Below are 22,143 nucleotides of genomic sequence, written 5' to 3'. Positions count from 1 at the left end.
ACGCCGTCCTCAGCACGCCTCGCGCCACGTCCCCAGTTCCAACTCCTTGCGCATGGCGCTCAGCCGCAACCCCCGTGCCGCATCGCAGAACTTCCCCGGCGCCAGCTTGTACTCCACGTTGAAGACGGCCTTCCCCGCCTTCACGAACGGCGACAGCTGATCGCATTCACCGAACTCCGCGCACTGCTCATTAACCGCGAAGTCGAAGTCCCCCACCAGCTCCGGGATCTGGTCGAGGTCGTTCTTCAGGCCGACCGCCATCCCCCGGTCGTGGGCGAGCCGCGCGATCAGGCGGTTGTACGCGAGCTGGTGGGACGCCGTGAGCGGGAAGCCGGTCTCGTTGTCGTAGCCGTCCATGTTGTCCGGCTCGACCGCGTCGAAGCCCTTCTCCCGGCACATGTCGAACCGCTTGGCCATCAGCGGCCCCAGCACGTCCGTGCGGCGGACGTCGAGCCAGCGCTCGCCCTTCCAGCCGTTGCTCTTGCCGAGCACCGACTTGGGGAACCGGTCGGCGTCGGGGCGGAAGTCCTCCCAGGCGCCGGTGGAGACGTAGCAGATGACCTTGCGCCCGCGCCGGTGCAGATCGTCGACCTGGGCCTTGGAGACGTTGAAGCCGTCGACGTCGTACACCGGCACGTCGACCGTCGGGTCGAGCTTCCCGGTGAGCTGCCACTGCCAGGCCAGGCCGGGCCGGGGCTGCCAGCGCGCGCCGCCGGGCTTCGGCGAGGACGAGGACGAAGGCGAAGGCGTAGGCGTGGGCGAAGGCGCGGTGCTCGACCCGTCCGGGCCCGGCCGGTCGTCGTCGTCCGAGGACGACGAGGAGCACCCCGCCACCAGGAGCAGCAGCAGGACCAGCGCGAGCGGGAGGCGTTTCATCGGGCGGGCTCCAGGAGGTGCGGCAGGGTGCCCCAGGGGTGCGGGGCGTCGCCCGGCACCGCGCAGTGCACGGACGTGGTGGGCCGGGCGCCGGGCGGGGCCGCGTACACCAGGTGGCAGAAGAGCTCCGGCGGGTGGCTCAGCGTCCACTCCGGCGCGCGCACCTCGGGGTAGGCCGCCCAGGTGCCCTCGAACGTGACCAGCAGGTCGGCGAGTTCGGCGTAGCCGGGGTCGGGGTGGGCGCCGTGGTTGAGGACCAGCGTGCGGGCCCCCGCGCCGCGCGCGGCGACCGAGAGCCGCCGGTAGTGCGGCAGCAGCGCCGGGTCGGTGGCCACCTGGTCCAGGAAGGCGCCGTCGGCCCCGTACCAGTCGCGGTGGCGCAGCAGGTCGCGTACGACGTCGGCGTGCGGGCGGCGGCCGTAGTCCGTGTCCGCGTAGCCGAGGACCGGGACGTCGGCCGCCCGGAGCCGGGCCGCGGCCTCGGCGAACGCCGGATCGGGCGCCTCCCCCGCGCCGCTGGCCGGGTTGAGCACCACCCCGTACAGCAGCGGGGCCGCCGCGATCAGCGTCTCCCAGGCGTCGGGCCGGTCGGCGGGGTGGTCGTAGAACGGGACGAGGAGGTCGCGGGGCATGGTGTGCGTGATTTCCGTCCTGGTGTGCGCGGCCGCTGCGGACCCCGCTCCGTATGCGGTCGAACCCGATGCGGGCGTGCCTGATGCAGTCATACCCGGTGGGCCGTCGCCCTTCCCAGCAGCGCCCCCACCAGCGCGGCGAGCACCACCGCCGCCACACCCGCCACCACCGGCCCGACCGTGCGCGGGTGGCCCGCCCCGGTCGCCAGGGCGAGGACCTGCACCCCGCCGGCCGTGCAGCAGACGGCGGCGGCGCTGCGGACCGCACCGAAGGACTGGAGCAGCAGCGCGGTCCACAGGACCATGCCGGTGAGCAGCAGCCCGGTCAGGCGCAGTGCGCCCAGTTCGGGGGCGCCCGGCCACAGGAGCGTGCCGAGGACGGTCAGGGCGAAGAGGATCACCAGATAGCCGCCCAGGCAGACCGCGATGGTGTTCGCGGTCGCCTTGCGGAAGCCGTACGCGGTGGTGCTGGCCCGCAGCCCCGCCAGGCTCTCGCTGCGGAAGCGGTACAGCAGCCACTCGGCGGGTCCCATGCTCAGGGTGAGCGCCACGGCCGAGGGCGCGGCCACGGCGGACCCGGCCCCGTCGGCGAACACGTCGCCGACGGCCGCGTAGAGCACCAGGACGCCGGTGCCCAGGCCGAACAGGGCGTACGGGACGGAGGCGGCGAGCCGTGGGCCCGGCCGGTCGTCGGCCGCTCCCCCGTCGCCGCCCGGCACGCCGGACAGGGCGCGCCGGGCGAAAGCCGTCGCGGCGGCGAGCGGGAGCAGCAGCAGCGCGGTGCGCAGCAGGTCGGGCAGGTCGAGGGCGACGGTCGCGGCGGCGCCCGCCGTCATCGGCAGCAGCGCGACCAGCAGGTCCCGCTCGCGCCCCAGGGCCAGCAGCACGGTCGCCGCCGCCAGATAGACGGCCTGCCCGGCGGCGAAGCCGGCCGCGGACAGCTCACCGGGCCCGCTCGCCGCCAGCGCCACCAGGGCGCTCAGCACGGCCCCCAGCGGCGCCCCGGTGCGCAGGGCGGCGGCCGCGGCGGGCCGGTCGCCCAGGCCCAGCCAGGCGTAGGCGCGGTGCGAGAGGCCCTGGTTCCACACCCAGCCGGTGACGGCCCCGGCGAGCAGCGGGACCGTACCGGCGGGCAGGCCGAAGCGGTCCGGGGGCCCGGCGAGCAGCGGCGCCCCCAGGACGTACGCGAGGCCGGGCAGCGCGAAGACCAGGCCGCGCAGCAGACAGGCGGGCAGGGCCGCGTGCCAGGGGTCGGCGGCCGGGCCCGCGACGGACGGGTAGCGGCGCTCCACGCGCGCGTAGAGGTCCTCGGCGAGCTCGAAGGAGTCCTGGCGGCCGTAGGTCGTACGGATGTGGGCGTCGGTCATGCCGTCGGATTCGAGGATGGCCGCGACCTCGTCCGGGTGGACGGCGGCGGCGATCAACTCCTCCATGCGGTCGGCGAGTTCGTCGATGGGGTCGGCGGCGACGGCGTGCGGACGCTGCCGGGGGATGAACGGCAGGGTGTCCTGCCCCTCCTTGCCCAGCCAGAGCGAGCCGCTCACCAGACGGATCCGTCCGACGCCAGCTCCCGGTACCAGGGGTCGACGAGTTCGAGCGTCCAGTCGTCCAGCGCCTGCGGCACCTCGGCGCGCGGCTCGGCGACCGGCGCGTACCGCGGTACGGGCTCGGGGCTGCCGGCGAGCTCCAGATAGATCCGGCGGAAGCCGTCCACGGACCGGTGGAGCGTGAACTGGTCGACGACCCGGCTGCGGGCCCGCGCGCCCAGTTCGGTGCGGTACGTGTCGTCGCGCAGCAGCGCGAGCGTGGCCTCGGCCATCAGGGCGGGCTCGCGCGGCGGCACCACCAGACCGGCGTCCCCGACGGCCTCGCGCACCCCGCCCACATCGGTGGAGACGGTGGCGCGGCCGCAGGACATCGCCTCTATCAACGAGAAAGGGAACCCCTCACTGATGCTGGAGAGCATCACCACGCTCCCCGCCGCGTACGCGCTGGCGACGTCGCTGATGCGGCCCTCGTAGCTGATGCCGTCGCTCACGCCGAGCTCGGCGGCGAGCTTCTCCAGGCGGGTGCGGTAGTCGGCGTTGCCCGCCGGGACGGGGCCGAACAGCCGCAGCCGCACCTCCGGCAGCTCCGCCCTGACCATGGCGTACGCCCGGATCAGGGTCTCCAGGTCCTTGATGGGGTCGACGCGGCCGCACCAGCTGAGGGTGGGCACCGCCGGGTCGGGTCCGGCGTGCGGGAAGAGGTTGGGGTCGACGCCGTTGTAGACCGTCCTGATGCGGTCCACCGGCGCCCCGCCGCGCTCCTCCCAGCGGCGGTTGTACTGGTTGCACGGGGTGATGAGGTCGGCCTGGCGGTAGCCCATCGAGTTGAGCTCGCGGTAGAAGCTGAGGATCACCGACTTCACCGGCCAACTCTGCTCGCCCGTGCGGTAGCCGAGGTAGCGCTCGCGCAGGTAGATGCCGTGTTCGGTGAGGAGGAAGGGCACGCCGTCGAAGTGCTGGGCGGCGAGCGCGGGCAGGGTGGCCAGCCCGCTGCTGACCGCGTGCGCCACGCAGTCCTCCGGGAGCCGGGCGGCCAGCGGGCGCAGCGCGTGTTCGAGGAGGTCGGTGGCGGTCAGGGCGTCGTGCACGGTGGGCCGGGCCGCGGCTATCTGGAGGTGCGGCATGGTCCAGATCCACATCAGCGACCGCAGGGCGGCCTCCGAGCGCATCGCCGCCGAGAGCCGCCCGGCCCGGGCCAGCCGCGCCAGGGCGTACAGCCCCTGGGTGAAGTCGCAGCCGGACTCCGGGTCGAGCATCGAGAGCAGGAACCGCTCATAGACGTCTATGAAGCGGCGCCGCTCCTTGCCGAGGAGTGGCCGCCGGGCCGGCACCGTCCCCCACAGGGGGAACGCCGTGTGCCGGTACACGTTCGGCGGCAGCTCCCAGGTGACCGGCTCGCGGCCGCTGCCGGTGAGGGCCAGGACGTTGAAGTCCACCTCCGGCATCCCGCGGACGAGCTGGTCGCACCAGGTGCTCACACCTCCGTGGATGTGCGGATAGGTGCCTTCCGTGAGCATGGTGACATGACGGCCACTGCTCGGCATTGGTGTCCCCCCTGGACAGCGAATGTCAGTCGGCTGGTCAGGCCGGAAGCTTCAGCGTGATCGCCGCCTGGAGCGGTCCGGGTGAGGACCAGGCGGAGCGCTGACCCGCGTACGGCGTGCCGAACGCGGTGGTACCGAGGAGCTGTTGCTGCTGGGTGCCCTCGGGAGCGGTGATGGGTGCCACCACGCCCGACGGCGCCTGGACGGTCACGGCGGTACCGATGCGGTACGCGGTGACCTTGCCGTCCTCGACCGCCTTGGCCCAGGTGGCCTGGCGGCCGAGTTCGGTACCGATGTCCCGCTGGCGCAGGTTGACGACGGGCGCGCTGTCCGCGAACAGCCCACGGTAGTCGCCCAGGACCTTGTCCAGGACCGGGTAGAGGATCCGCTCCTCGGCGAGGTTGGACTGGTGGACGTAGTGCGGCCGCGGGTCGTTGCCGAGCACGTGGCGCAGCGCGGTGCCGGCCTCCTGGGGAACGATGTGGGACCGGTAGCCGGTGGCGGTGTCCAGCGGCGCGGGCAGGCAGGTGGACGTCGGGTTGTCCTCGCAGATCCCGCTGCCGCCGTCCGCCTTCGAGGTGTAGATCCAGTTGTACTCGTCGGTCATCTCGGCGGCCCTGCCGACGTTGTAGTACACGTTCATCGGGTAGCGCGGCACCGTGAGGGCCTGGCCGACCGCGCGCTGCTGCGGCTCGCGCGAGTTGTCGCTGCCGGTCCACTTGACCCCGGCGTCGAGCAGCCCGCCGGCCAGGTTGGGGTTGTCCTGGGGCTGCTGCGGCAGGGTCTTCAGACCGGAGTGCTCACCGGTGACCAGCTCGGTGCGGTCGACCGGAAGGCCCTTCTGCACGCCCCAGTTGTAGTTGTTGGTGATCTGGCCGGAAATATCGCTCCGGCTCACCCACTTGGTGCTGCCGTCGGCGTTCTTCGCGCAGGTCCAGGGGACGGTGGTGGTGTCCTGGACGCAGCCGAGGAACTCGTGCGTGTAGGTGTGGTTCTCCCAGCGGAACTTGGCCTTGTCGGCGAGGAGCTGGGCGGTGAGCGCGTCGGTGCCGCCGTTCTCGGCCTTCCACTCCTCCCCGGAACCCGCGTTGTAGAGCAGGTCGAGGGTGAAGCCGTTGGCCTGCTCCCACTGGGCGGCGTACTGCGCGTCGGCCGCGGTCATCCGGATGTCGCTGGTCTGCCCGCTCCCCCCGGCGCAGTCGAAGTCGCCCGGGGTGCAGTTGGCCGCGGTGTCCCAGCGGGCGTCGGGCGCGAAGACGTCGTCGACATGCACGGCGAAATAATTGCGGCTCTGCCCGAGGTGTACGCCTTGAGTCAGCCATTCCACCATGCCGCGCGCCAGCACCTTGAACTGCTCCTGGTACTGGTTGTAGGCGAAGGTGACGACCAGTTCGGTGCGCCCGTCGTGGGTGTAGGACCCGACCAGGGAACCGCCGGTGGGCGCGGTGAGGTAGCTGGTGTAGCCGTCCCGGGGATGGCCCGCGTACCCGTAGCTCTCGGAGACCAGGGCGGAGTTGTCCTCGAAGGGAACCGTTCCGTCAAGGTAGTCGAACGGCCCGGCCTTGCCGTCCGCGGTGACCTGGGTCGTGGCGCCGTCCAGGACGCCCGCCCAACCGCCGTTCTGGTCGGTGTAGTCGAGCCCGACCTCTGGGTGGGCCCAGGTGTAGGCGTCGATCTGGCGGATGCCGAAGGTCTTCTCGTACGCCGCGAGCGCGGTCTGCTCGGGGGCGTCGGCCGAGCCGAACGGGATCTCGTTGGGCGCGACGACGCCCTGGAACTTGGCGCGGGGCCGCCCGCTCACCGTGTCGCTCAGGAAGGCCGCGTCAACGGTCTGGCGCCCGGCGTCGTTCAGCTTCACCGTCTGGTACGGCAGTCCGATGCTCTTCAACTGGGCGACCAGCGCTTCCACCGCGCTGCCCCCGTCGTCCAGGACGAGCACCTTGAGGTCGATGCGCGGCGCCGTGGCCGTGGTGGCGGCACTCGCCGCGGGTATGCCCGCCGCCAGGACGCCTGCGGCGATCAGCGCCACCGTGGTTCTGCCCGCCCGCAAGCGGTTCGCCTTCTTCACTGTTTCCCCCCTCATGGGGGCCCTTCCGCATGCGTGCGCACATGGCAGAGCCTGTGGAGATTACGCAAAGGAGCCCTGTGCGCCCTTGCCCGAACGGGCCGAGTGTGACCGAGCGCTCACAGTCTGGCGGGGAAACATTGAAGAGACACCACGGATGAGTGAATTGCCGCCGCCGTGATCGAAGCGCATCCGCGCGCGTACGCTCGTATCCGCGCCCAACTCGGCCGATTTACGATGCGCCGGGGCACAGCCGACCCATCCCTCGGCTCGGAAACTCAACGGAAGAGAGACTTCACCACCGTGACTGCTCTGACTCTCAGCACTGCCGGTGCCGCGACGCTGCGCGCCGACGCCGTGGTCGTCGGCATCGCCAAGGGCACCGGGCCCAAGGCGGGTCCGGTCCTGGCGCCGGGCGCCGAGGCCGTGGACAAGGCGTTCGGCGGCAAGCTCGCCGGCGTCCTGGAGACCCTGGGTGCCTCCGGTGCCGAGGGCGAGGTGACCAAGCTGCCGTCGCCGTCCGGCCTGAAGGCGCCGGTCGTGCTGGCGGTCGGGCTCGGCACGGCCCCCGGGAAGGACGAGGCGTTCGCCGCCGAGGTGCTGCGGTCCGCCGCTGGCGCCGCGGCCCGCGCGCTCACCGGCACCAAGAAGGCCGCGTTCGCGCTGCCCGTGGAGGCGGCCGAGGACGTGGCGGCCATCGCGGAGGGGGCGCTGCTCGGTGCGTACGCCTTCACCGCGTACCAGGACGGCAAGGGCGCGAAGGCGCCAGTGGCCGAGATCGCCCTGATCGGCGCCAAGCCGCGTGACAAGGCTCACAAGGCGGCCGCCGAGCGCGCCATCACGCTGGCCGAGGAGATGAACCGGGCCCGCGACCTGGTGAACACCCCGCCGAACGACCTCTACCCCGAATCCTTCGCCGCAGTCGCCACCGCGGCCGCCAAGGAGCACGGCGTCAAGGTCCAGGTGCTCGACGAGAAGGCGCTCACCAAGGGCGGCTACGGCGGCATCCTCGGCGTCGGCACCGGCTCCGCCAACGGGCCTCGCCTGGTCCGCATCGCCTACACCCACCCGGCCGCGGCCAAGTCGCTCGCCTTCGTCGGCAAGGGCATCACCTACGACTCGGGCGGCATCTCGCTGAAGCCGGCCGGCCACAACGAGACGATGAAGTGCGACATGGCCGGCGCCGCCGCCGTCTTCGCCGCCGTCGTCTCGGCCGCCCGCCTCGGCCTGAAGGTGAACGTCACCGGCTGGCTGGCGCTCGCCGAGAACATGCCGTCGGGCACCGCCACCCGCCCGGGCGACGTCCTGCGCATGTACAGCGGCAAGACCGTCGAGGTCCTCAACACCGACGCCGAGGGCCGGCTGGTGCTCGCCGACGCCCTGGCCAAGGCCTCCGAGGAGAACCCGGACGCGATCGTCGACGTGGCGACCCTGACCGGCGCCATGATGATGGCGCTCGGCAGCCGCACGTTCGGCGTCATGGCCAACGACGACGCCTTCCGCACCGCCGTCCACGAGACGGCCGAGGAGGCCGGCGAGCCGTCCTGGCCCATGCCGCTCCCCGCCGATCTGCGCAAGGGCATGGACTCCCCGACCGCCGACATCGCCAACATGGGCGAGCGGATGGGCGGCGGCCTGGTGGCCGGTCTGTTCCTGAAGGAGTTCGTGGGCGAGGGCATCACCTGGGCCCACCTGGACATCGCGGGCCCGGCCTACAACGAGGGCGCCCCCTTCGGCTACACCCCCAAGGGCGGCACCGGCTCCGCGGTCCGCACCCTGGTCCGGCTGGCCGAGCGCACCGCCGACGGCGAGCTGGGCTGACCCCATGTGACACCGATGGCCTCGGGCATACGCCCGAGGCCGTTCGTGTTCCTCCCCCGGGTCCGTCCGGATTCCGCTCTGGACGAAATCCACGGATACGTACACGGTGATCGCCCTCCCGAGAGGACGATCGCCGTCCCGGAGCCCGGCCCCGCGTCCCGCCTTCCGGCAACAAGTGCGAAGATGGGTTCTCGGCAGGACAGGGCCCCCACCACAGGGCCGACGAAGACAGCGGCCGAACACCAGCCGCCGCCCGGTCACGGGACCGGCGCCCGGCGCACATGCATGGAGGACGTGACGTGGCGAACGACGCCAGCACCGTTTTCGACCTAGTGATCCTCGGCGGTGGCAGTGGCGGCTACGCCGCGGCCCTGCGCGGAGCGCAGCTGGGCCTGGACGTCGCACTGATCGAGAAGAACAAGCTCGGCGGCACCTGCCTGCACAACGGCTGCATCCCCACCAAGGCCCTGCTGCACGCCGGCGAGATCGCCGACCAGGCGCGCGAGGCCGAGCAGTTCGGTGTCAAGGCCACCTTCGAGGGCATCGACATCGCGGCCGTCCACAAGTACAAGGACGACGTGATCTCGGGCCTCTACAAGGGCCTCCAGGGCCTGGTCGCCTCCCGCAAGGTGACGTACATCGAGGGTGAGGGCCGCCTGTCGTCGCCCACCTCGGTCGACGTCAACGGGCAGCGCGTCCAGGGCCGCCACGTCCTCCTGGCGACCGGCTCCGTGCCGAAGTCGCTGCCGGGCCTGGAGATCGACGGCAACCGCATCATCTCCTCGGACCACGCGCTGACCCTGGACCGGGTCCCGCAGTCCGCGATCATCCTGGGCGGCGGCGTCATCGGCGTCGAGTTCGCCTCGGCGTGGAAGTCCTTCGGCACCGACGTCACCGTCGTCGAGGGCCTCAAGCACCTCGTCCCGGCCGAGGACGAGAACTCCTCGAAGCTCCTGGAGCGCGCGTTCCGCAAGCGCGGCATCAAGTTCAACCTGGGCACCTTCTTCCAGAAGGCCGAGTACACCCAGAACGGTGTCAAGGTCACGCTGGCCGACGGCAAGGAGTTCGAGGCCGAGGTCCTCCTCGTCGCCATCGGCCGCGGCCCGGTCTCGCAGGGCCTCGGTTACGAGGAGCAGGGCGTCGCGATGGACCGCGGCTACGTCCTGGTCGACGAGTACATGCGCACCAACGTGCCGACCATCTCGGCCGTCGGTGACCTCGTCCCGACCCTCCAGCTCGCGCACGTCGGCTTCGCCGAGGGCATCCTGGTGGCGGAGCGTCTGGCCGGTCTCAAGACCGTCCCGATCGACTACGACGGTGTGCCGCGCGTGACGTACTGCCACCCCGAGGTCGCCTCCGTCGGCATCTCCGAGGCCAAGGCCAAGGAGATCTACGGTGCGGACAAGGTCGTCGCCCTGAAGTACAACCTGGCGGGCAACGGCAAGAGCAAGATCCTCAAGACCGCGGGCGAGATCAAGCTCGTCCAGGTCAAGGACGGTGCCGTGGTCGGCGTCCACATGGTCGGTGACCGTATGGGCGAGCAGGTCGGCGAAGCCCAGCTGATCTACAACTGGGAGGCCCTGCCGGCCGAGGTCGCGCAGCTCATCCACGCGCACCCGACGCAGAACGAGGCGCTCGGCGAGGCGCACCTGGCGCTGGCCGGCAAGCCGCTGCACTCCCACGACTGATTGCCCTCGGGCGCGACGACCACTTCCGCAAATCTGTAAGGAGAAACTGAAACCATGTCGGTTTCCGTAACCCTTCCGGCGCTCGGCGAGAGCGTCACCGAGGGCACCGTCACCCGCTGGCTGAAGGCCGAGGGCGAGCGCGTCGAGGCCGACGAGCCGTTGCTCGAGGTCTCGACCGACAAGGTCGACACCGAGATCCCGGCCCCCGCCTCCGGCATCCTGGCCTCCATCAAGGTCGCCGAGGACGAGACCGTCGAGGTCGGCGCCGAGCTGGCGATCATCGACGACGGCTCGGGCGCCCCGGCCGCCGCCGCTGCTCCGGCCGCCGCTCCCGCCCCGGCCCCCGTGGCCGAGGCTCCGGCCGCCCCGGCGCCGGTCGCCGAGGCCCCGGCCCCGGCTGCCGCCCCCGCCGGTGGCGCCGCCGGCACCGACGTGACGCTGCCCGCCCTGGGCGAGTCCGTCACCGAGGGCACCGTCACCCGCTGGCTGAAGCAGGTCGGCGAGGAGGTGGCCGAGGACGAGCCGCTCCTCGAGGTCTCCACCGACAAGGTCGACACCGAGATCCCCGCCCCGGTCGCCGGTGTGCTCCTGGAGATCGTGGTCGGCGAGGACGAGACCGCCGAGGTCGGCGCCAAGCTGGCCGTCATCGGCGCAGCGGGTGCCGCGCCCGCCGCCGCTGCCGCCCCGGCCGCCCCGGCTCCGGCCGCTGCCCCCGCCCCGGCCCCGGTGGCCGCTCCGGCGCCCGCTCCGGTCGCCGCTCCGGCTCCGGCCGCCCCCGTGGCCGCCCCGGCCGCGCCCGCCGCCCCGGCGCCCGCTCCGGTCGCCGCTCCGGCCCCGGTGACCCCGGCTCCGGCCCCGGTCGCCACCTCCGGCGACGACGGCGCGTACGTCACGCCGCTGGTCCGCAAGCTCGCCTCCGAGTCCGGTGTGGACCTGGGCGCGGTCAAGGGCACCGGCGTCGGCGGCCGCATCCGCAAGCAGGACGTCATCGCCGCCGCCGAGGCCGCGAAGGCCGCCGCCCCGGCGCCGGTCGCCGCCGCGCCCGCCGCGAAGGCCGCCCCCTCCCTGGAGGCGTCCCCGCTGCGCGGCCAGACGGTCAAGATGACCCGGATGCGCAAGGTCATCGGCGACAACATGATGAAGGCCCTGCACTCGCAGGCCCAGCTCACCACCGTCGTCGAGGTGGACATCACGAAGCTGATGAAGCTCCGTGCCGCCGCCAAGGACTCCTTCGCCGCCCGTGAGGGTGTCAAGCTGTCCCCGATGCCGTTCTTCGTGAAGGCCGCGGCCCAGGCGCTGAAGGCCCACCCGGTCATCAACGCCCGGATCAACGAGGACGAGGGCACCATCACGTACTTCGACTCGGAGAACATCGGCATCGCCGTGGACTCCGAGAAGGGTCTGATGACGCCGGTCATCAAGGGTGCGGGCGGTCTGAACCTCGCCGGCATCTCCAAGGCGACCGCCGAGCTGGCCGGCAAGGTCCGCGCCAACAAGATCACCCCGGACGAGCTGTCCGGCGCGACCTTCACGATCAGCAACACCGGCTCGCGCGGTGCGCTGTTCGACACGGTCATCGTGCCGCCGAACCAGGTCGCGATCCTGGGCATCGGCGCCACCGTCAAGCGCCCGGCGGTCATCGAGACCGCCGAGGGCACCGTCATCGGCATCCGTGACATGACCTACCTGGCGCTCTCCTACGACCACCGTCTGGTGGACGGCGCCGACGCGGCCCGCTACCTGACGGCCGTCAAGGCGATCCTGGAGGCCGGCGAGTTCGAGGTCGAGCTCGGCCTGTAGGACCGCGGCCGTACGGTCTGTGACGAAGGCGCCCCTGCCCGGAGTGATTCCAGGTGGGGGCGCCGCCGTATTGTCTAGAGGTCACCGCTCGCGCGAAGGAGCTCTTCATGACCCCGCCCGTCGTCCACTCGCTGCGCGAGCAGATCCGCGAGCACATCGTGGAGGGGATCGTCAGCGGCCGCTGGAAGCCGGGTGAGCGGATCGTGGAGCGCCGCATCGCGGTCGAGCTCCAGGTGAGCCAGACGCCCGTCCGGGAGGCCCTGCGCGAGCTGGAGTCCCTGCGGCTGATCGAGTCGGCCCCCAACAAGGGCGTACGGGTGCGGAACCTGACGGCGGCCGACCTGGAGGAGAGCTACCCGGTCCGGGCGGGCCTGGAGCAGATCGCGGCGGAGCTGGCCGCGGACCGCCTCGCGGCCGACTGCTCGGCGCTTGAGCCGCATGTGGCGGCGCTGTACGAGGCGGACGCGGCGGCGGACGGAACGGCGCAGGTCCGGCACACGGTGGGGTTCCACCGGGAGCTGGTGCGGGCGGCGCACAACAGCGTGCTGCTGCACACGTGGGAGGGCCTGGGCATCGAGGTCTTCACGGCCCTGTCCATCCGCTGGCTGGGCACGGTCCAGAAGTCCTACGCGGAGGAGCACCAGGAGCTGGTGGAGGCGTTCCGCCGCCACGACCCGCGCATCGGCACGCTGGTCAAGTCGCACGTCCTAGGCTGCGCGCCCCGGGCTTAGCCCCCACCCCGCCCCTTCCCTAAACCCTCCGGGGGTGGGTGGGGCGAAGGTGTGTCCCCGGGGGCTGCGCCCCCGGACCCCTGTCGCGGGGCCTGCGGCCCCTGCACCCCGCTCCTTTCGTCTGCGGACCGTGGATGGCTGGTCGCGCAGTTCCCCGCGCCCCTAAAGATGCCGCTCCGCGGCAATCCCCTGGGCGCCCCGCAGGGGCGCATCTCAGGGGCGCGGGGAACTGCGCGACCAGCCCGCCACCCACCCGCAGACAAACACCGGGCCTGACCAACCGCCCGCTCATACTCCGGTGCCCCCGCTCATCCGTACCCACCCCCACCTGCGAAAACAAGGCACCCCGTGCCCCCATCCGCGGCACCCTGTGCCGACTTTTTCGATATCGAGAAGTTTTTCGCTCAACGCTTTGATCGATCATCGATCGGCGGCTTACAGTCGACGGCGGACTTACCCGGTCCACCGCCCTGTCCTGCCAGACAAGGCCCCTTTCTCCACCCCCCTCCTGTCCGGAAGGCGGCGATCATGATCGACCCCACGCCCAAGTCTCCGAGCGAGCTCGACCAGCTCCCGGACCGTGACACCGAGGAGACCGCCGAGTGGGCGGCCTCCCTCGATGCCGTCGCCAAGGCCGCCGGCCCGCACCGGGCCGCGTATCTGATGCGCCGCACGCTCCAGCACGCCGAAGGCGCGGGCCTGGCCCTGCCCAAGCTGCTGGAGACGGACTACGTCAACACCATCCCCAGCTCCGCCGAACCCGTCATCGACGGCGACGAGGAGATGGAGCGCCGGATCACGGCCTGGAACCGGTGGAACGCCGCCGCGATGGTCACCCGCGGCTCCAAGCACGGCGTCGGCGGCCACATAGCCACCTTCGCCTCCGCGGCCTGGCTCTACGAGACCGGCTTCAACCACTTCTTCAAGGGGAAGGAGGCCGACGGCTCCGGCGACCAGCTGTACATCCAGGGCCACGCCTCCCCCGGCATCTACGCCCGCGCCTTCCTCGACGGCCGTCTGAACGAGACGCACCTCGACAACTTCCGGCAGGAGTCCGGCGGCAACGGCCTGCCCTCCTACCCGCACCCGCGCCGACTGCCCTGGCTGTGGGAGTTCCCGACCGTCTCCATGGGTCTCGGTCCCCTCTCCGCCATCTACCAGGCGCGCTTCAACCGGTACCTCACCAACCGCAACATCAAGGACGTCTCGGCCTCCCACGTGTGGGCCTTCCTCGGTGACGGCGAGATGGACGAGCCCGAGTCGACCGCCGCACTCGCGCTCGCCGCGCGTGAGGGCCTCGACAACCTGACCTTCGTCATCAACTGCAACCTGCAGCGCCTCGACGGCCCGGTCCGCGCCAACTTCAAGATCGTGCAGGAGCTGGAGGCCCAGTTCCGCGGCGCCGGCTGGAACGTCGTGAAGTCGCTGTGGGGCGGCGCCTGGGACGAGCTGTTCGCGCTCGACACCACCGGCGCACTGGTCCGCCGCCTCCGGGAGGTCCCGGACGCGCAGGTGCAGACGTACCAGACGCGTGACGCGGCCTACATCCGCGAGGACTTCTTCGGCAAGGACCCGGCGCTCGTCGAGATGGCGAAGCTGCTCACGGACGACAAGATCCTTGAGTGCTTCCACCTCTCGCGCGGTGGCCACGAGCCCCGCAAGGTGTACGCCGCGTACAAGGCCGCCCTGGAGTTCAAGGGCGCGCCGACCGTCATCCTGGCGCAGACCGTCAAGGGCTTCACCCTCGGTGAGGGCTTCGCGTCCAAGAACGCGAACCACCAGATGAAGAAGCTCTCGAACGACGAGTTCAAGAACATGCGGGACCTGCTGGACCTCCCCATCTCCGACGCGCAGTTCGTCGACGGGGTCGTGCCCTACGGCCACCCCGGTGCCGACTCCCCCGAGGTCCGCTACCTCCAGGAGCGGCGCGCCGCCCTCGGCGGTCCCGCCCCGGCCCGCCGCACGCACGCGATCGCCCCGCTGCCCGCCCCGGCCGACAAGGCGTTCGCCGCGTTCGACAAGGGCTCCGGCAGCCAGTCCATGGCCACCACCATGGCGTTCGTCCGGCTGGTGAAGGACCTCATCCGCGACAAGGAGACCGGCAAGCGCTGGGTCCCGATCGTCCCGGACGAGGCCCGCACCTTCGGTATGGAGAGCCTGTTCCCGTCCCTCGGGATCTACTCGCCCAAGGGCCAGACGTACGAGCCGGTCGACCGCGACCAGCTGATGTACTACCGCGAGGCGAAGGACGGCCAGATCCTCAACGAGGGGATCACCGAGGCCGGTTCGATGGCCGACTTCATCGCCGCGTCGTCCGCGTACTCCACGCACGGCGAAGCGATGATCCCGTTCTACATCTTCTACTCGATGTTCGGCTGGCAGCGCACCGCCGACCAGATGTGGCAGCTCGGCGACCAGCTGGGCCGCGGCTTCCTGGTGGGCGCCACCGCCGGTCGTACGACGCTGACCGGTGAGGGCCTGCAGCACGCCGACGGCCACTCGCCGGTGATCGCCGCGACCAACCCGGCGGCCCTGACGTATGACCCGGCGTTCGCGTACGAGATCGGCACGATCGTCAAGGACGGTCTGCGCCGGATGTACGGCGAGGCGGCTCCGGGCGAGGACCAGGACGTCTTCTACTACCTCACCGTCTACAACGAGCCCATGCCGCAGCCCGCCAAGCCGGCCGGGATCGACGAGGGCATCATCAAGGGCCTCTACCGCTTCAACACGGCCGAGTCGGCCGGGCTGAACGTGGCGGCCGCCAACCCGGCTCGCATCCAGCTGCTCGGCTCCGGCACCGCGATCCACTGGACCCTCGCGGCCCAGAAGCTGCTCGCCGAGGAGTGGGGCGTGGCGGCCGACGTGTGGTCCGCGACCTCCTGGACCGAGCTGCGCCGGGACGCGCTGGAGGCCGACGCGGCGCTGCTGCGCGGCGAGGAGCGCGTGCCGTACGTACGCCAGGCGCTGGCCGGTGCCGAGGGCCCGGTCCTCGCGGTCAGCGACTACATGCGCCAGGTCCCGGACCAGATCGCGCAGTGGGTCGAGCAGGACTACTCCTCGCTCGGTGCGGACGGGTTCGGCCTCTCCGACACCCGTGACGCGGCCCGCCGCCACTTCGGCGTCGACGCCCAGTCGATCGTCGTCGCGGCCCTGGCCCAGCTGGCCCGCCGCGGCGAGGTCAAGGCGTCTTCGGTGAAGGAAGCGCGCGAGCGGTACGGCCTGTAAGGCCGCCAGAACGCGGTGTACGCCCCCGGGCCCGGCTCTGTGCCGCGCGCCCGGGGGCGTCTCTGTTTCGTCTGCGGGTGAGTGGGCGGCTGGTCGCGCAGTTCCCCGCGCCCCTAAAGGACTATGGCTGAGCTGAGCTCTCCGGCTGCGGCCAACTACCTAAGGGGCGCGGGGAACTGCGCGACCAGTTGGGGACGGCCCGCAGACAAAGACCGGGCCTATAAGGGGCGCGACCAGCCCACCACCGGCCCGCGAACAAACACCGGGCCATCATGGGGCACATGCGTGCCGCCCGGCTGATCAAGATGGTCCTGTTGCTCCAGTCGCGTCCCTCCATGTCCGCCTCCCAGCTCGCCCGCGAGCTAGACGTCTCCGAGCGGACCGTCACCCGCGACGCCCAGGCGCTCGCCGAGGCCGGCGTGCCGGTGTACGCCGAGCGGGGGCGGGCCGGCGGGTACCGGCTGATCGGGGGGTACCGCACCCGGCTCACCGGCCTCGACCGGGACGAGGCAGCCGCCCTGTTCCTCTCCGGCGTGCCGGGCGCCCTGCGGGACATGGGCCTGGAGGACGCCGCCTCCGCCGCCCGCCTCAAGGTGTCGGCCGCCCTGCTCCCCTCCCTGCGGGACGCCCCCGCGAGCGCGGGGCGGCGCTTCCACCTGGACGCGCCCGGCTGGTGGCAGGAGCCCGAAACGCCCGAGCACCTGCCCGCCGTGGCCCGTGCCGTATGGGCGGACCTGGTCGTACGGGTCGTCTACCGGCGACGGGACGGGGAGTCGGTGGCACGGCGTCTGGAGCCGTACGGCCTCGTCCTGAAGGCCGGGGTCTGGTACGTGTGCGCCCGCGCCGACGACGCGCACCCGGGCTTCCGGGTCTACCGCCTCGACCGGTTCGACCAAGTGGCGCAGAGCGAGGACGGCTTCGTACGGGACGAGTCCTTCGATCTCGCCGGGTTCTGGGCCGAGCGGGCGGCCGGATTCGCCCGGGAGATGCTCCAGGAGACGGTGCTCGTCCGGGTCTCGGCGGCCGGCGCCGCCCGGCTGCCGTACGTCACCGGCGACCGGGAGTCGGTCCTGGCCGCCCTGGACGCTGCCGGGGAGCCGGACCAGCAGGGCCGGGTGACCGTCACGCTCGCCGTGGAGTCGTACGACGTGGCGTTCGCCCAGCTCATGCCGCTCGGCCAGGAGGTGGAGGTGCTCGAACCCGCTGTACTGAGGGAACGGTTCGCCGACGCGGCCGGCGCGATGGGCGCGCTCTACGGCCGGGACCACCGGGGCGAATGATTCGATCCGGCCGCCCGAAGGGCTGATTTGCGCGGCTCCGCGTGCGCGGCCACCCGCCAGCCACGATGCTGGATCCCGTGATGGACGAGACGGAATTCTGGGAGCTGATCGACAGCACCCGCGAGGACGCCGAGGGCGACCCCGAGGACCATGCGGAGCTGCTGGTGGAGCGCTTGCTGCAGCTCGACCCGGAATCCGTGCTGGACTTCGCCAGGCACTTCGAGGCCCGCTACAACCGCGCGTACGCCTGGGATCTGTGGGGCGCGGCGGCCGTGCTGCTCGGCGGCGCCAGCGACGACGCGTTCGACTACTTCCGCTGCTGGCTCATCGGCCAGGGCCGGGAGGTGTTCGAGGGCGCCCTGCACGACCCGGACCACCTCGCCGAGCTCCTGGACGAGTTCGACGAGGAGATCGACGGCGACGGCGAGGACCTCGGTTACGCGGCGGACGAGGCGTACGAGCAGCTCACCGGGGCCGTGGCGCCCGACCTGGGGATCTCGCCCCAGCCCTCCGAACCGCTGGGCACCCCGATCGACTTCGAGGACGACCGCGCCCTGGCGGAACGGTTCCCCCGGCTGTGGGAGCGATTCGGCACGTCCGGCTAGGACGGCGGGGCGCCGTTCGTCGGGGCCAGGGCCAGGAGCGCCACGTCGTCCTTGGCGCGGCCCGCGTACCGGACCAGGTCGTCGCGGACCGCCTCGGTGAGCGCGGCGAGGCCGTCGCGCGGGGCGGCCAGCGCCGCCAGCCGCTCCCCCAGCGGATAGAAGACCCCCGCCCCGTCGCGCGCCTCGGTCACCCCGTCCGTGTACGCGAGGATCCTGTCCCCCTGCGCGAGCTCCACCCGCAGCTCCCCCGGCGGCGCCAGGCCCGCGAGACCGAGGCCGAGCGGTGGCGCGGGCTCGGCGGCGAGTTCCGCGGCGGTGCGGCCGCGCAGCAGGAACGGCCGAGGGTGGCCGCAGCTCACCACCCGTACGACGGGCTCGTGCGGCGGGAACTCCAGGAGCAGCGCGGTCGCGAACAGCTCGCCGTGGCCGTCCGGGCGCGCGTCGACCACCAGGCGGCGGTCGAGTCGGGCGGCGACGGCCGACAGCGTGGGCTCGTCCAGGACCGCCTCGCGGAAGGCGCCGAGCAGCGCGGCCACCGTGCCGACCGCCGCCAGGCCGTGGCCCTGGACGTCCGCGATCACCGCCCGTACGCCGTGCGGGCCCTCGCGCACGTCGTAGAAGTCGCCGCCGACCAGGGTGCCGCGCTGGGCGGCCTGGTAGAGCCCGGCGCAGCGCACCGGCCCCACCGCGGCCGGCAGCGGCGGCAGCACCGCGAGCTGGGCGGCCTCGGCGACGGTGCGGACGGTCACCAGCTGGTGGTCGCGGCGCTGGCGCACCCAGGCCACGACGATGCTGAAGACCACGACGACGGCGAGGGTGAGGATGTCGCCGCCGTGCGGGTACCAGTCGCGGGTGTGCGGCAGCAGCACGCCGACGAAGGTGACGGTGGCCAGCACGACCGTGCCGATCGGGCCGTACGCGAAGGCGGCCAGCGGTGGCACGGCGGCCAGGAAGTAGCCCAGCTCGACCCCGTTGGGGGTGCCGAGCTGGGCGGCCGTGATCCCGGCGAGGACCACCACCGGGAGCGCCCGCTGCCACAGCGGCCGGGCGGCGACCGGCAGCAGCCCGGACGCGCCCTCGTCCACCATGGCGAAGCTCCTCGCCGCCGGTCTTCCGCTGCTTTCTCCTGTATCTCCTGTTCTACGTCACTCGGTGAGCGAGCGCCCCATGAGCACGTCGTCCACGTACCCCCCGTCCAGCAGGAACTCTCCGGGCAGGACGCCCTCGACCGCGAAGCCCTCCGACTCGTACAGCTTGCGGGCGGGGGTGTTGTGGCCCAGGACGCGCAGGGTGAGGCGGCGGGCGCCCTGGCGCCGGGACTCCTCCACGGCGGCGCGCAGCAGGGCCCGGGCGACGCCCCGGCCCCGGGCGCGGTCGGCGACGGCGAGGCCCTGGATCTGGCGGACGTGGCTGTTGCAGTCGAGCCGGGTGGACCGGACCAGGCGCAGATATCCGGCCACCAGGCCGTCGAGCTCGGCCACCAGGTAGCACGAGGGCGGGTTGGCGGGGTCGAAGAACGGTTCGAAAGGGGGCTCGGGCCGGGGCTGGACGGCGTGCAGCGGCGACCAGACGGCGCGGTCGAGCTCGGCGAGGGCGGTGTCGTCGGTGTGACGGGCGGGGCGTATGTGCGGCGAGGGCATGGGGCCACTGTGCCATCGGGGTACGGGTGCGGAAGCATGGTTTCCGCCCCGGAGCGGGGCACCCTCCACCATCGGGAGAAGGCGGCATGCGGATCGCGATCACGGGCTCGACCGGGCTCATCGGCACGGCGCTCGCGCAGTCACTGCGGGCGGACGGGCACGACCTCGTCAAGCTGGTGCGGCGCCCGGCGCGGGCCGGCGACGAGGTCGAGTGGGACCCGAAGCGGCAGTACGTGGACGTGGCCGGGCTCGTCGGGTGCGAGGCCGTGGTCCATCTGGCCGGGGCCGGGGTCGGCGACCACCGGTGGACCGCCGCGTACAAGAAGGAGATCCGCGACAGCCGGGTGCTCGGCACGGCCGCCCTCGCCGAGGCCCTGGCCTCGCTCGACGTGCCGCCGAAGGTGCTGCTGTGTGGCACGGCGATCGGCTACTACGGCGATACGGGCACGCGCGCGGTGGACGAGGAGGCGCCCCCCGGCGACGGCTTCCTGGCGGGGGTCTGCGTGGAGTGGGAGGAGGCGGCGGCCCCGGCGGCCGAGGCGGGGATCCGTACGGTGTTCGCGCGCACCGGGCTGGTGGTGGCGCGCGGGGGCGGCGCCTGGGGCAGGCTCTTCCCGCTCTTCCGGGCGGGGCTCGGCGGACGCCTTGGCAGCGGGCGCCAGTACTGGTCGTTCATCTCCCAGCACGACCACACGGCGGCGCTGCGGCACCTGCTCGACAGCCCCGAGCTGTCCGGCCCGGTGAACCTGACGGCCCCGGAGCCGGTCACCAACCGCGAGGTGACGGCGGCGATGGCCCGCGTCCTGCACCGCCCGGCCCTGCTCCCGGTCCCGGCCCCGGCGATCCGCGTGGCCCTCGGCGAGTTCGCGGCCGACGTCCTGGGCAGCCAACGGGTCGTGCCCCGCCGCCTGCTGGACTCGGGGTTCCGGTTCGCGTTCCCGGGGATCGACGAGGCGATCCGGGCGGCGGGGTAGCGGCACCGGCGCACGGTGTGCCGGCGGCGTGCCTCCGTGCTCGGTCGTGTGCGCGAGTCGCGGAATCGACCGCGCTTTCTACTCTCTGACCGAACTCCTGCATTTCGTGGGCCCGTTGGGGGCATGAGGCCTCCACCAAGCCGCGCCGACCTCAGGGAGGGGCACGTGCTCAGCACCGCACACCATGCGGACGTCGTCATCGTGGGGGCCGGGCTCGCCGGCCTGTCAGCGGCTCATCAGCTGACCGGCGCGGGGGTCACGGTCATGGTTCTGGAGGCCGCCGGGGAGGTGGGCGGGCGCATGTCCACCGAGCACCTCGACGGCTTCCGCCTCGACCGGATCGGCCAGTTGCTCTCCACCTCGTACCCGGAGCTGATGCGCACGCCCGGCCTGGACGGCCTGGCCCTGAGCGCGTTCGCGCCCGGGGTGCTCGTGCACAGCGCGGGCCGCCACTACCGGGCGGGCGTGCCACGGAGCGCGCGGGGCGCACTCGCAGCGGCGCGCGCCCTGGCGAGCGCCCCCAGGGGAGGCCCCCGGGGCGTGCCCAGGAGCTCCGCGCGGGGCGGCTCCCGCGGCGCCCCGACCCCGCTCGGCGGGGCGCTCGACCAAGCCCGGCTCGGGGCGTCGCTCGCCCGGCTCGCCGCGACCCCCGTCGAGCGGCTGCTGGCCCGGCCCGAACTGCCCATCGGGGCCGCCCTGCAGACCCGCGGCCTGCCCGCCCGCACCCTCGACGGGTTCGTGCGCCCGCTGCTCTCCGCGCTGCTCTGCGACCCGGACCTCACCACCTCCAGCCGGTGCGCCGACCTCGCCCTGCGCGGCTTCGCGCGCGGCCGGCTGTGCGTGCCGTCGGGGGGCGCGTCGGTGCTGCCGGAGCTGCTCACGGGCGCGCTGCCGCCCGGCACGGTCCGTACCGGCGTCAAGGCCACCTCGGTCGCCACGACCTCCGTGACCACCGCCGACCACGGCGTCATCGGCTGCCGTTCGCTGCTGCTCGCCACGGACGCGCGGGCCGCCGCCGAGCTGCTGCCCGGGCTCCGGGTGCCGCCGTTCCACCCGGTGACGGTGGTGCACCACACCGCCCCCGCGCCCCCGCTGGCCGAGCCCGCGCTGCTGCTGGACGCGGACGGGGGCGGGCCGGTGGCGCACACGGTGGTGATGAGCGAGGTCGACCCGGCGCGCGCGCCGCGCGGGCGGGCGCTCGTGAGCTCCACCGTGCTCGGCCCTCCGCCGCCGGACCTGGAGGCCTCGGTCCTGGCCCATCTGGGCCGGCTGTACGGGACGTCGACGGCGGACTGGGACCTGCTCGCCGTCCGGCACACCCCGGAGGCGGTCCCGGCGATGCCCGCGCCCCACGACGTACGCCGCCCTGTGCGGCTGCTGGCGGGCCTGTACGTGTGCGGGGACCACCGGGATACCAGCACGGTCCAGGGCGCCCTGTATTCGGGCCGCAGGGCCGCGGGGGCGATCCTGGCCGACATGGGCCTGCGCCCGGCGACCCAGACCCCCTCGGCCATCCGCCCGGCGGCCTGACGGGCTCCCGCCTGCGGTAGTTCGTCTGCGGACCATGGCTGGCTGGTCGCGCAGTTCCCCGCGCCCCTTAAATGCGCCCCTGCGGGGCGCCCAGGTGATTGCCGCGCAGCGGCATTCTTAGGGGCGCGGGGAACTGCGCGAGCAACCCACCACGGTCCGCAGACGAAAGCACGGTCAGGGGT

16 protein-coding genes are annotated in these 22,143 nt (G+C 72.8%); 9 read left to right on the top strand and 7 right to left on the bottom strand.

Annotated elements, in window-relative coordinates; genetic code table 11:
• Nucleotides 1-9: 9 nt before the first annotated feature.
• From IE252_RS08475 to IE252_RS08455, 5 genes are all read right to left on the bottom strand, one after another.
• Nucleotides 10-876 (bottom strand): endo alpha-1,4 polygalactosaminidase, encoded by an 867-nt coding sequence (locus tag IE252_RS08475; protein WP_190088695.1) that lies wholly within the window; start codon nt 874-876, stop codon nt 10-12.
• On the bottom strand, nt 873-1,508 hold the full coding sequence (locus IE252_RS08470; RefSeq protein WP_190088694.1) for a spherulation-specific family 4 protein: 636 nt from the start codon (nt 1,506-1,508) through the stop codon (nt 873-875). The genes IE252_RS08475 and IE252_RS08470 overlap by 4 nt, the downstream gene beginning before the upstream one ends.
• A gap of 89 nt (nt 1,509-1,597) precedes the next feature.
• Nucleotides 1,598-3,052, bottom strand: a complete 1,455-nt coding sequence (locus IE252_RS08465; RefSeq protein WP_190088693.1) for a hypothetical protein — start codon at nt 3,050-3,052, stop codon at nt 1,598-1,600.
• Nucleotides 3,049-4,599: a GT4 family glycosyltransferase PelF gene (pelF, locus tag IE252_RS08460; RefSeq protein ID WP_190088692.1), complete on the bottom strand. Its 1,551-nt coding sequence runs from the start codon at nt 4,597-4,599 to the stop codon at nt 3,049-3,051. Before pelF ends, IE252_RS08465 begins: the two co-directional genes overlap by 4 nt.
• A 37-nt stretch (nt 4,600-4,636) precedes the next feature.
• Nucleotides 4,637-6,682, bottom strand: coding sequence for a hypothetical protein (locus IE252_RS08455; protein WP_190088691.1), 2,046 nt, complete (start codon nt 6,680-6,682; stop codon nt 4,637-4,639).
• Between the two features lie 285 nt (nt 6,683-6,967).
• On the opposite strand from IE252_RS08455, the gene IE252_RS08450 reads away from it, so the two are divergent.
• The 7 genes from IE252_RS08450 (at nt 6,968) to IE252_RS08420 (ending at nt 17,817) form a co-directional block, all read left to right on the top strand.
• Nucleotides 6,968-8,485, top strand: coding sequence for a leucyl aminopeptidase (locus IE252_RS08450; protein WP_190088690.1), 1,518 nt, complete (start codon nt 6,968-6,970; stop codon nt 8,483-8,485).
• A gap of 299 nt (nt 8,486-8,784) precedes the next feature.
• Nucleotides 8,785-10,173 carry a dihydrolipoyl dehydrogenase gene (gene lpdA, locus IE252_RS08445; protein ID WP_190088689.1) on the top strand — a complete coding sequence of 463 codons (1,389 nt, stop codon included), beginning with the start codon at nt 8,785-8,787 and terminating at the stop codon, nt 10,171-10,173.
• Nucleotides 10,174-10,227: 54 nt separating this feature from the next.
• Nucleotides 10,228-11,973 (top strand): 2-oxoglutarate dehydrogenase, E2 component, dihydrolipoamide succinyltransferase, encoded by a 1,746-nt coding sequence (sucB, locus tag IE252_RS08440; protein WP_190088688.1) that lies wholly within the window; start codon nt 10,228-10,230, stop codon nt 11,971-11,973.
• Between the two features lie 107 nt (nt 11,974-12,080).
• Nucleotides 12,081-12,704, top strand: coding sequence for a GntR family transcriptional regulator (locus IE252_RS08435; RefSeq protein ID WP_101388017.1), 624 nt, complete (start codon nt 12,081-12,083; stop codon nt 12,702-12,704).
• 528 nt (nt 12,705-13,232) lie between these two features.
• Nucleotides 13,233-15,932 carry a pyruvate dehydrogenase (acetyl-transferring), homodimeric type gene (aceE, locus tag IE252_RS08430; protein WP_190088687.1) on the top strand — a complete coding sequence of 900 codons (2,700 nt, stop codon included), beginning with the start codon at nt 13,233-13,235 and terminating at the stop codon, nt 15,930-15,932.
• A 281-nt stretch (nt 15,933-16,213) separates the two neighbouring features.
• Nucleotides 16,214-17,212 carry a helix-turn-helix transcriptional regulator gene (locus tag IE252_RS08425; RefSeq protein ID WP_190088686.1) on the top strand — a complete coding sequence of 333 codons (999 nt, stop codon included), beginning with the start codon at nt 16,214-16,216 and terminating at the stop codon, nt 17,210-17,212.
• An 80-nt stretch (nt 17,213-17,292) separates the two neighbouring features.
• A complete protein-coding gene (locus tag IE252_RS08420; RefSeq protein WP_190088685.1) occupies nt 17,293-17,817 on the top strand; it encodes a DUF4240 domain-containing protein in 525 nt (174 codons plus the stop codon).
• On the opposite strand, the gene IE252_RS08415 is transcribed toward IE252_RS08420, so the two are convergent.
• Nucleotides 17,814-18,905 carry a PP2C family protein-serine/threonine phosphatase gene (locus IE252_RS08415; protein ID WP_190088684.1) on the bottom strand — a complete coding sequence of 364 codons (1,092 nt, stop codon included), beginning with the start codon at nt 18,903-18,905 and terminating at the stop codon, nt 17,814-17,816. The two genes, IE252_RS08420 and IE252_RS08415, sit on opposite strands and share 4 nt — an antisense overlap.
• A 57-nt stretch (nt 18,906-18,962) precedes the next feature.
• Complete coding sequence (locus IE252_RS08410; protein ID WP_190088683.1) at nt 18,963-19,457, bottom strand: GNAT family N-acetyltransferase; 495 nt, start codon at nt 19,455-19,457, stop codon at nt 18,963-18,965.
• An 86-nt stretch (nt 19,458-19,543) separates the two neighbouring features.
• On the opposite strand from IE252_RS08410, the gene IE252_RS08405 reads away from it, so the two are divergent.
• Nucleotides 19,544-20,431, top strand: a complete 888-nt coding sequence (locus tag IE252_RS08405; RefSeq protein ID WP_190088682.1) for a TIGR01777 family oxidoreductase — start codon at nt 19,544-19,546, stop codon at nt 20,429-20,431.
• 165 nt (nt 20,432-20,596) lie between these two features.
• Nucleotides 20,597-21,961: an NAD(P)/FAD-dependent oxidoreductase gene (locus IE252_RS08400; protein WP_190088681.1), complete on the top strand. Its 1,365-nt coding sequence runs from the start codon at nt 20,597-20,599 to the stop codon at nt 21,959-21,961.
• Nucleotides 21,962-22,143 lie beyond the last annotated feature (182 nt).

Origin of the sequence: Streptomyces melanogenes, assembly GCF_014649795.1 — a bacterium.
Lineage (GTDB): Bacteria > Actinomycetota > Actinomycetes > Streptomycetales > Streptomycetaceae > Streptomyces > Streptomyces noboritoensis.
The sequence above is the reverse complement of the archived record's forward strand: the minus strand, read 5'-3'. Positions and strand labels throughout refer to the sequence as shown.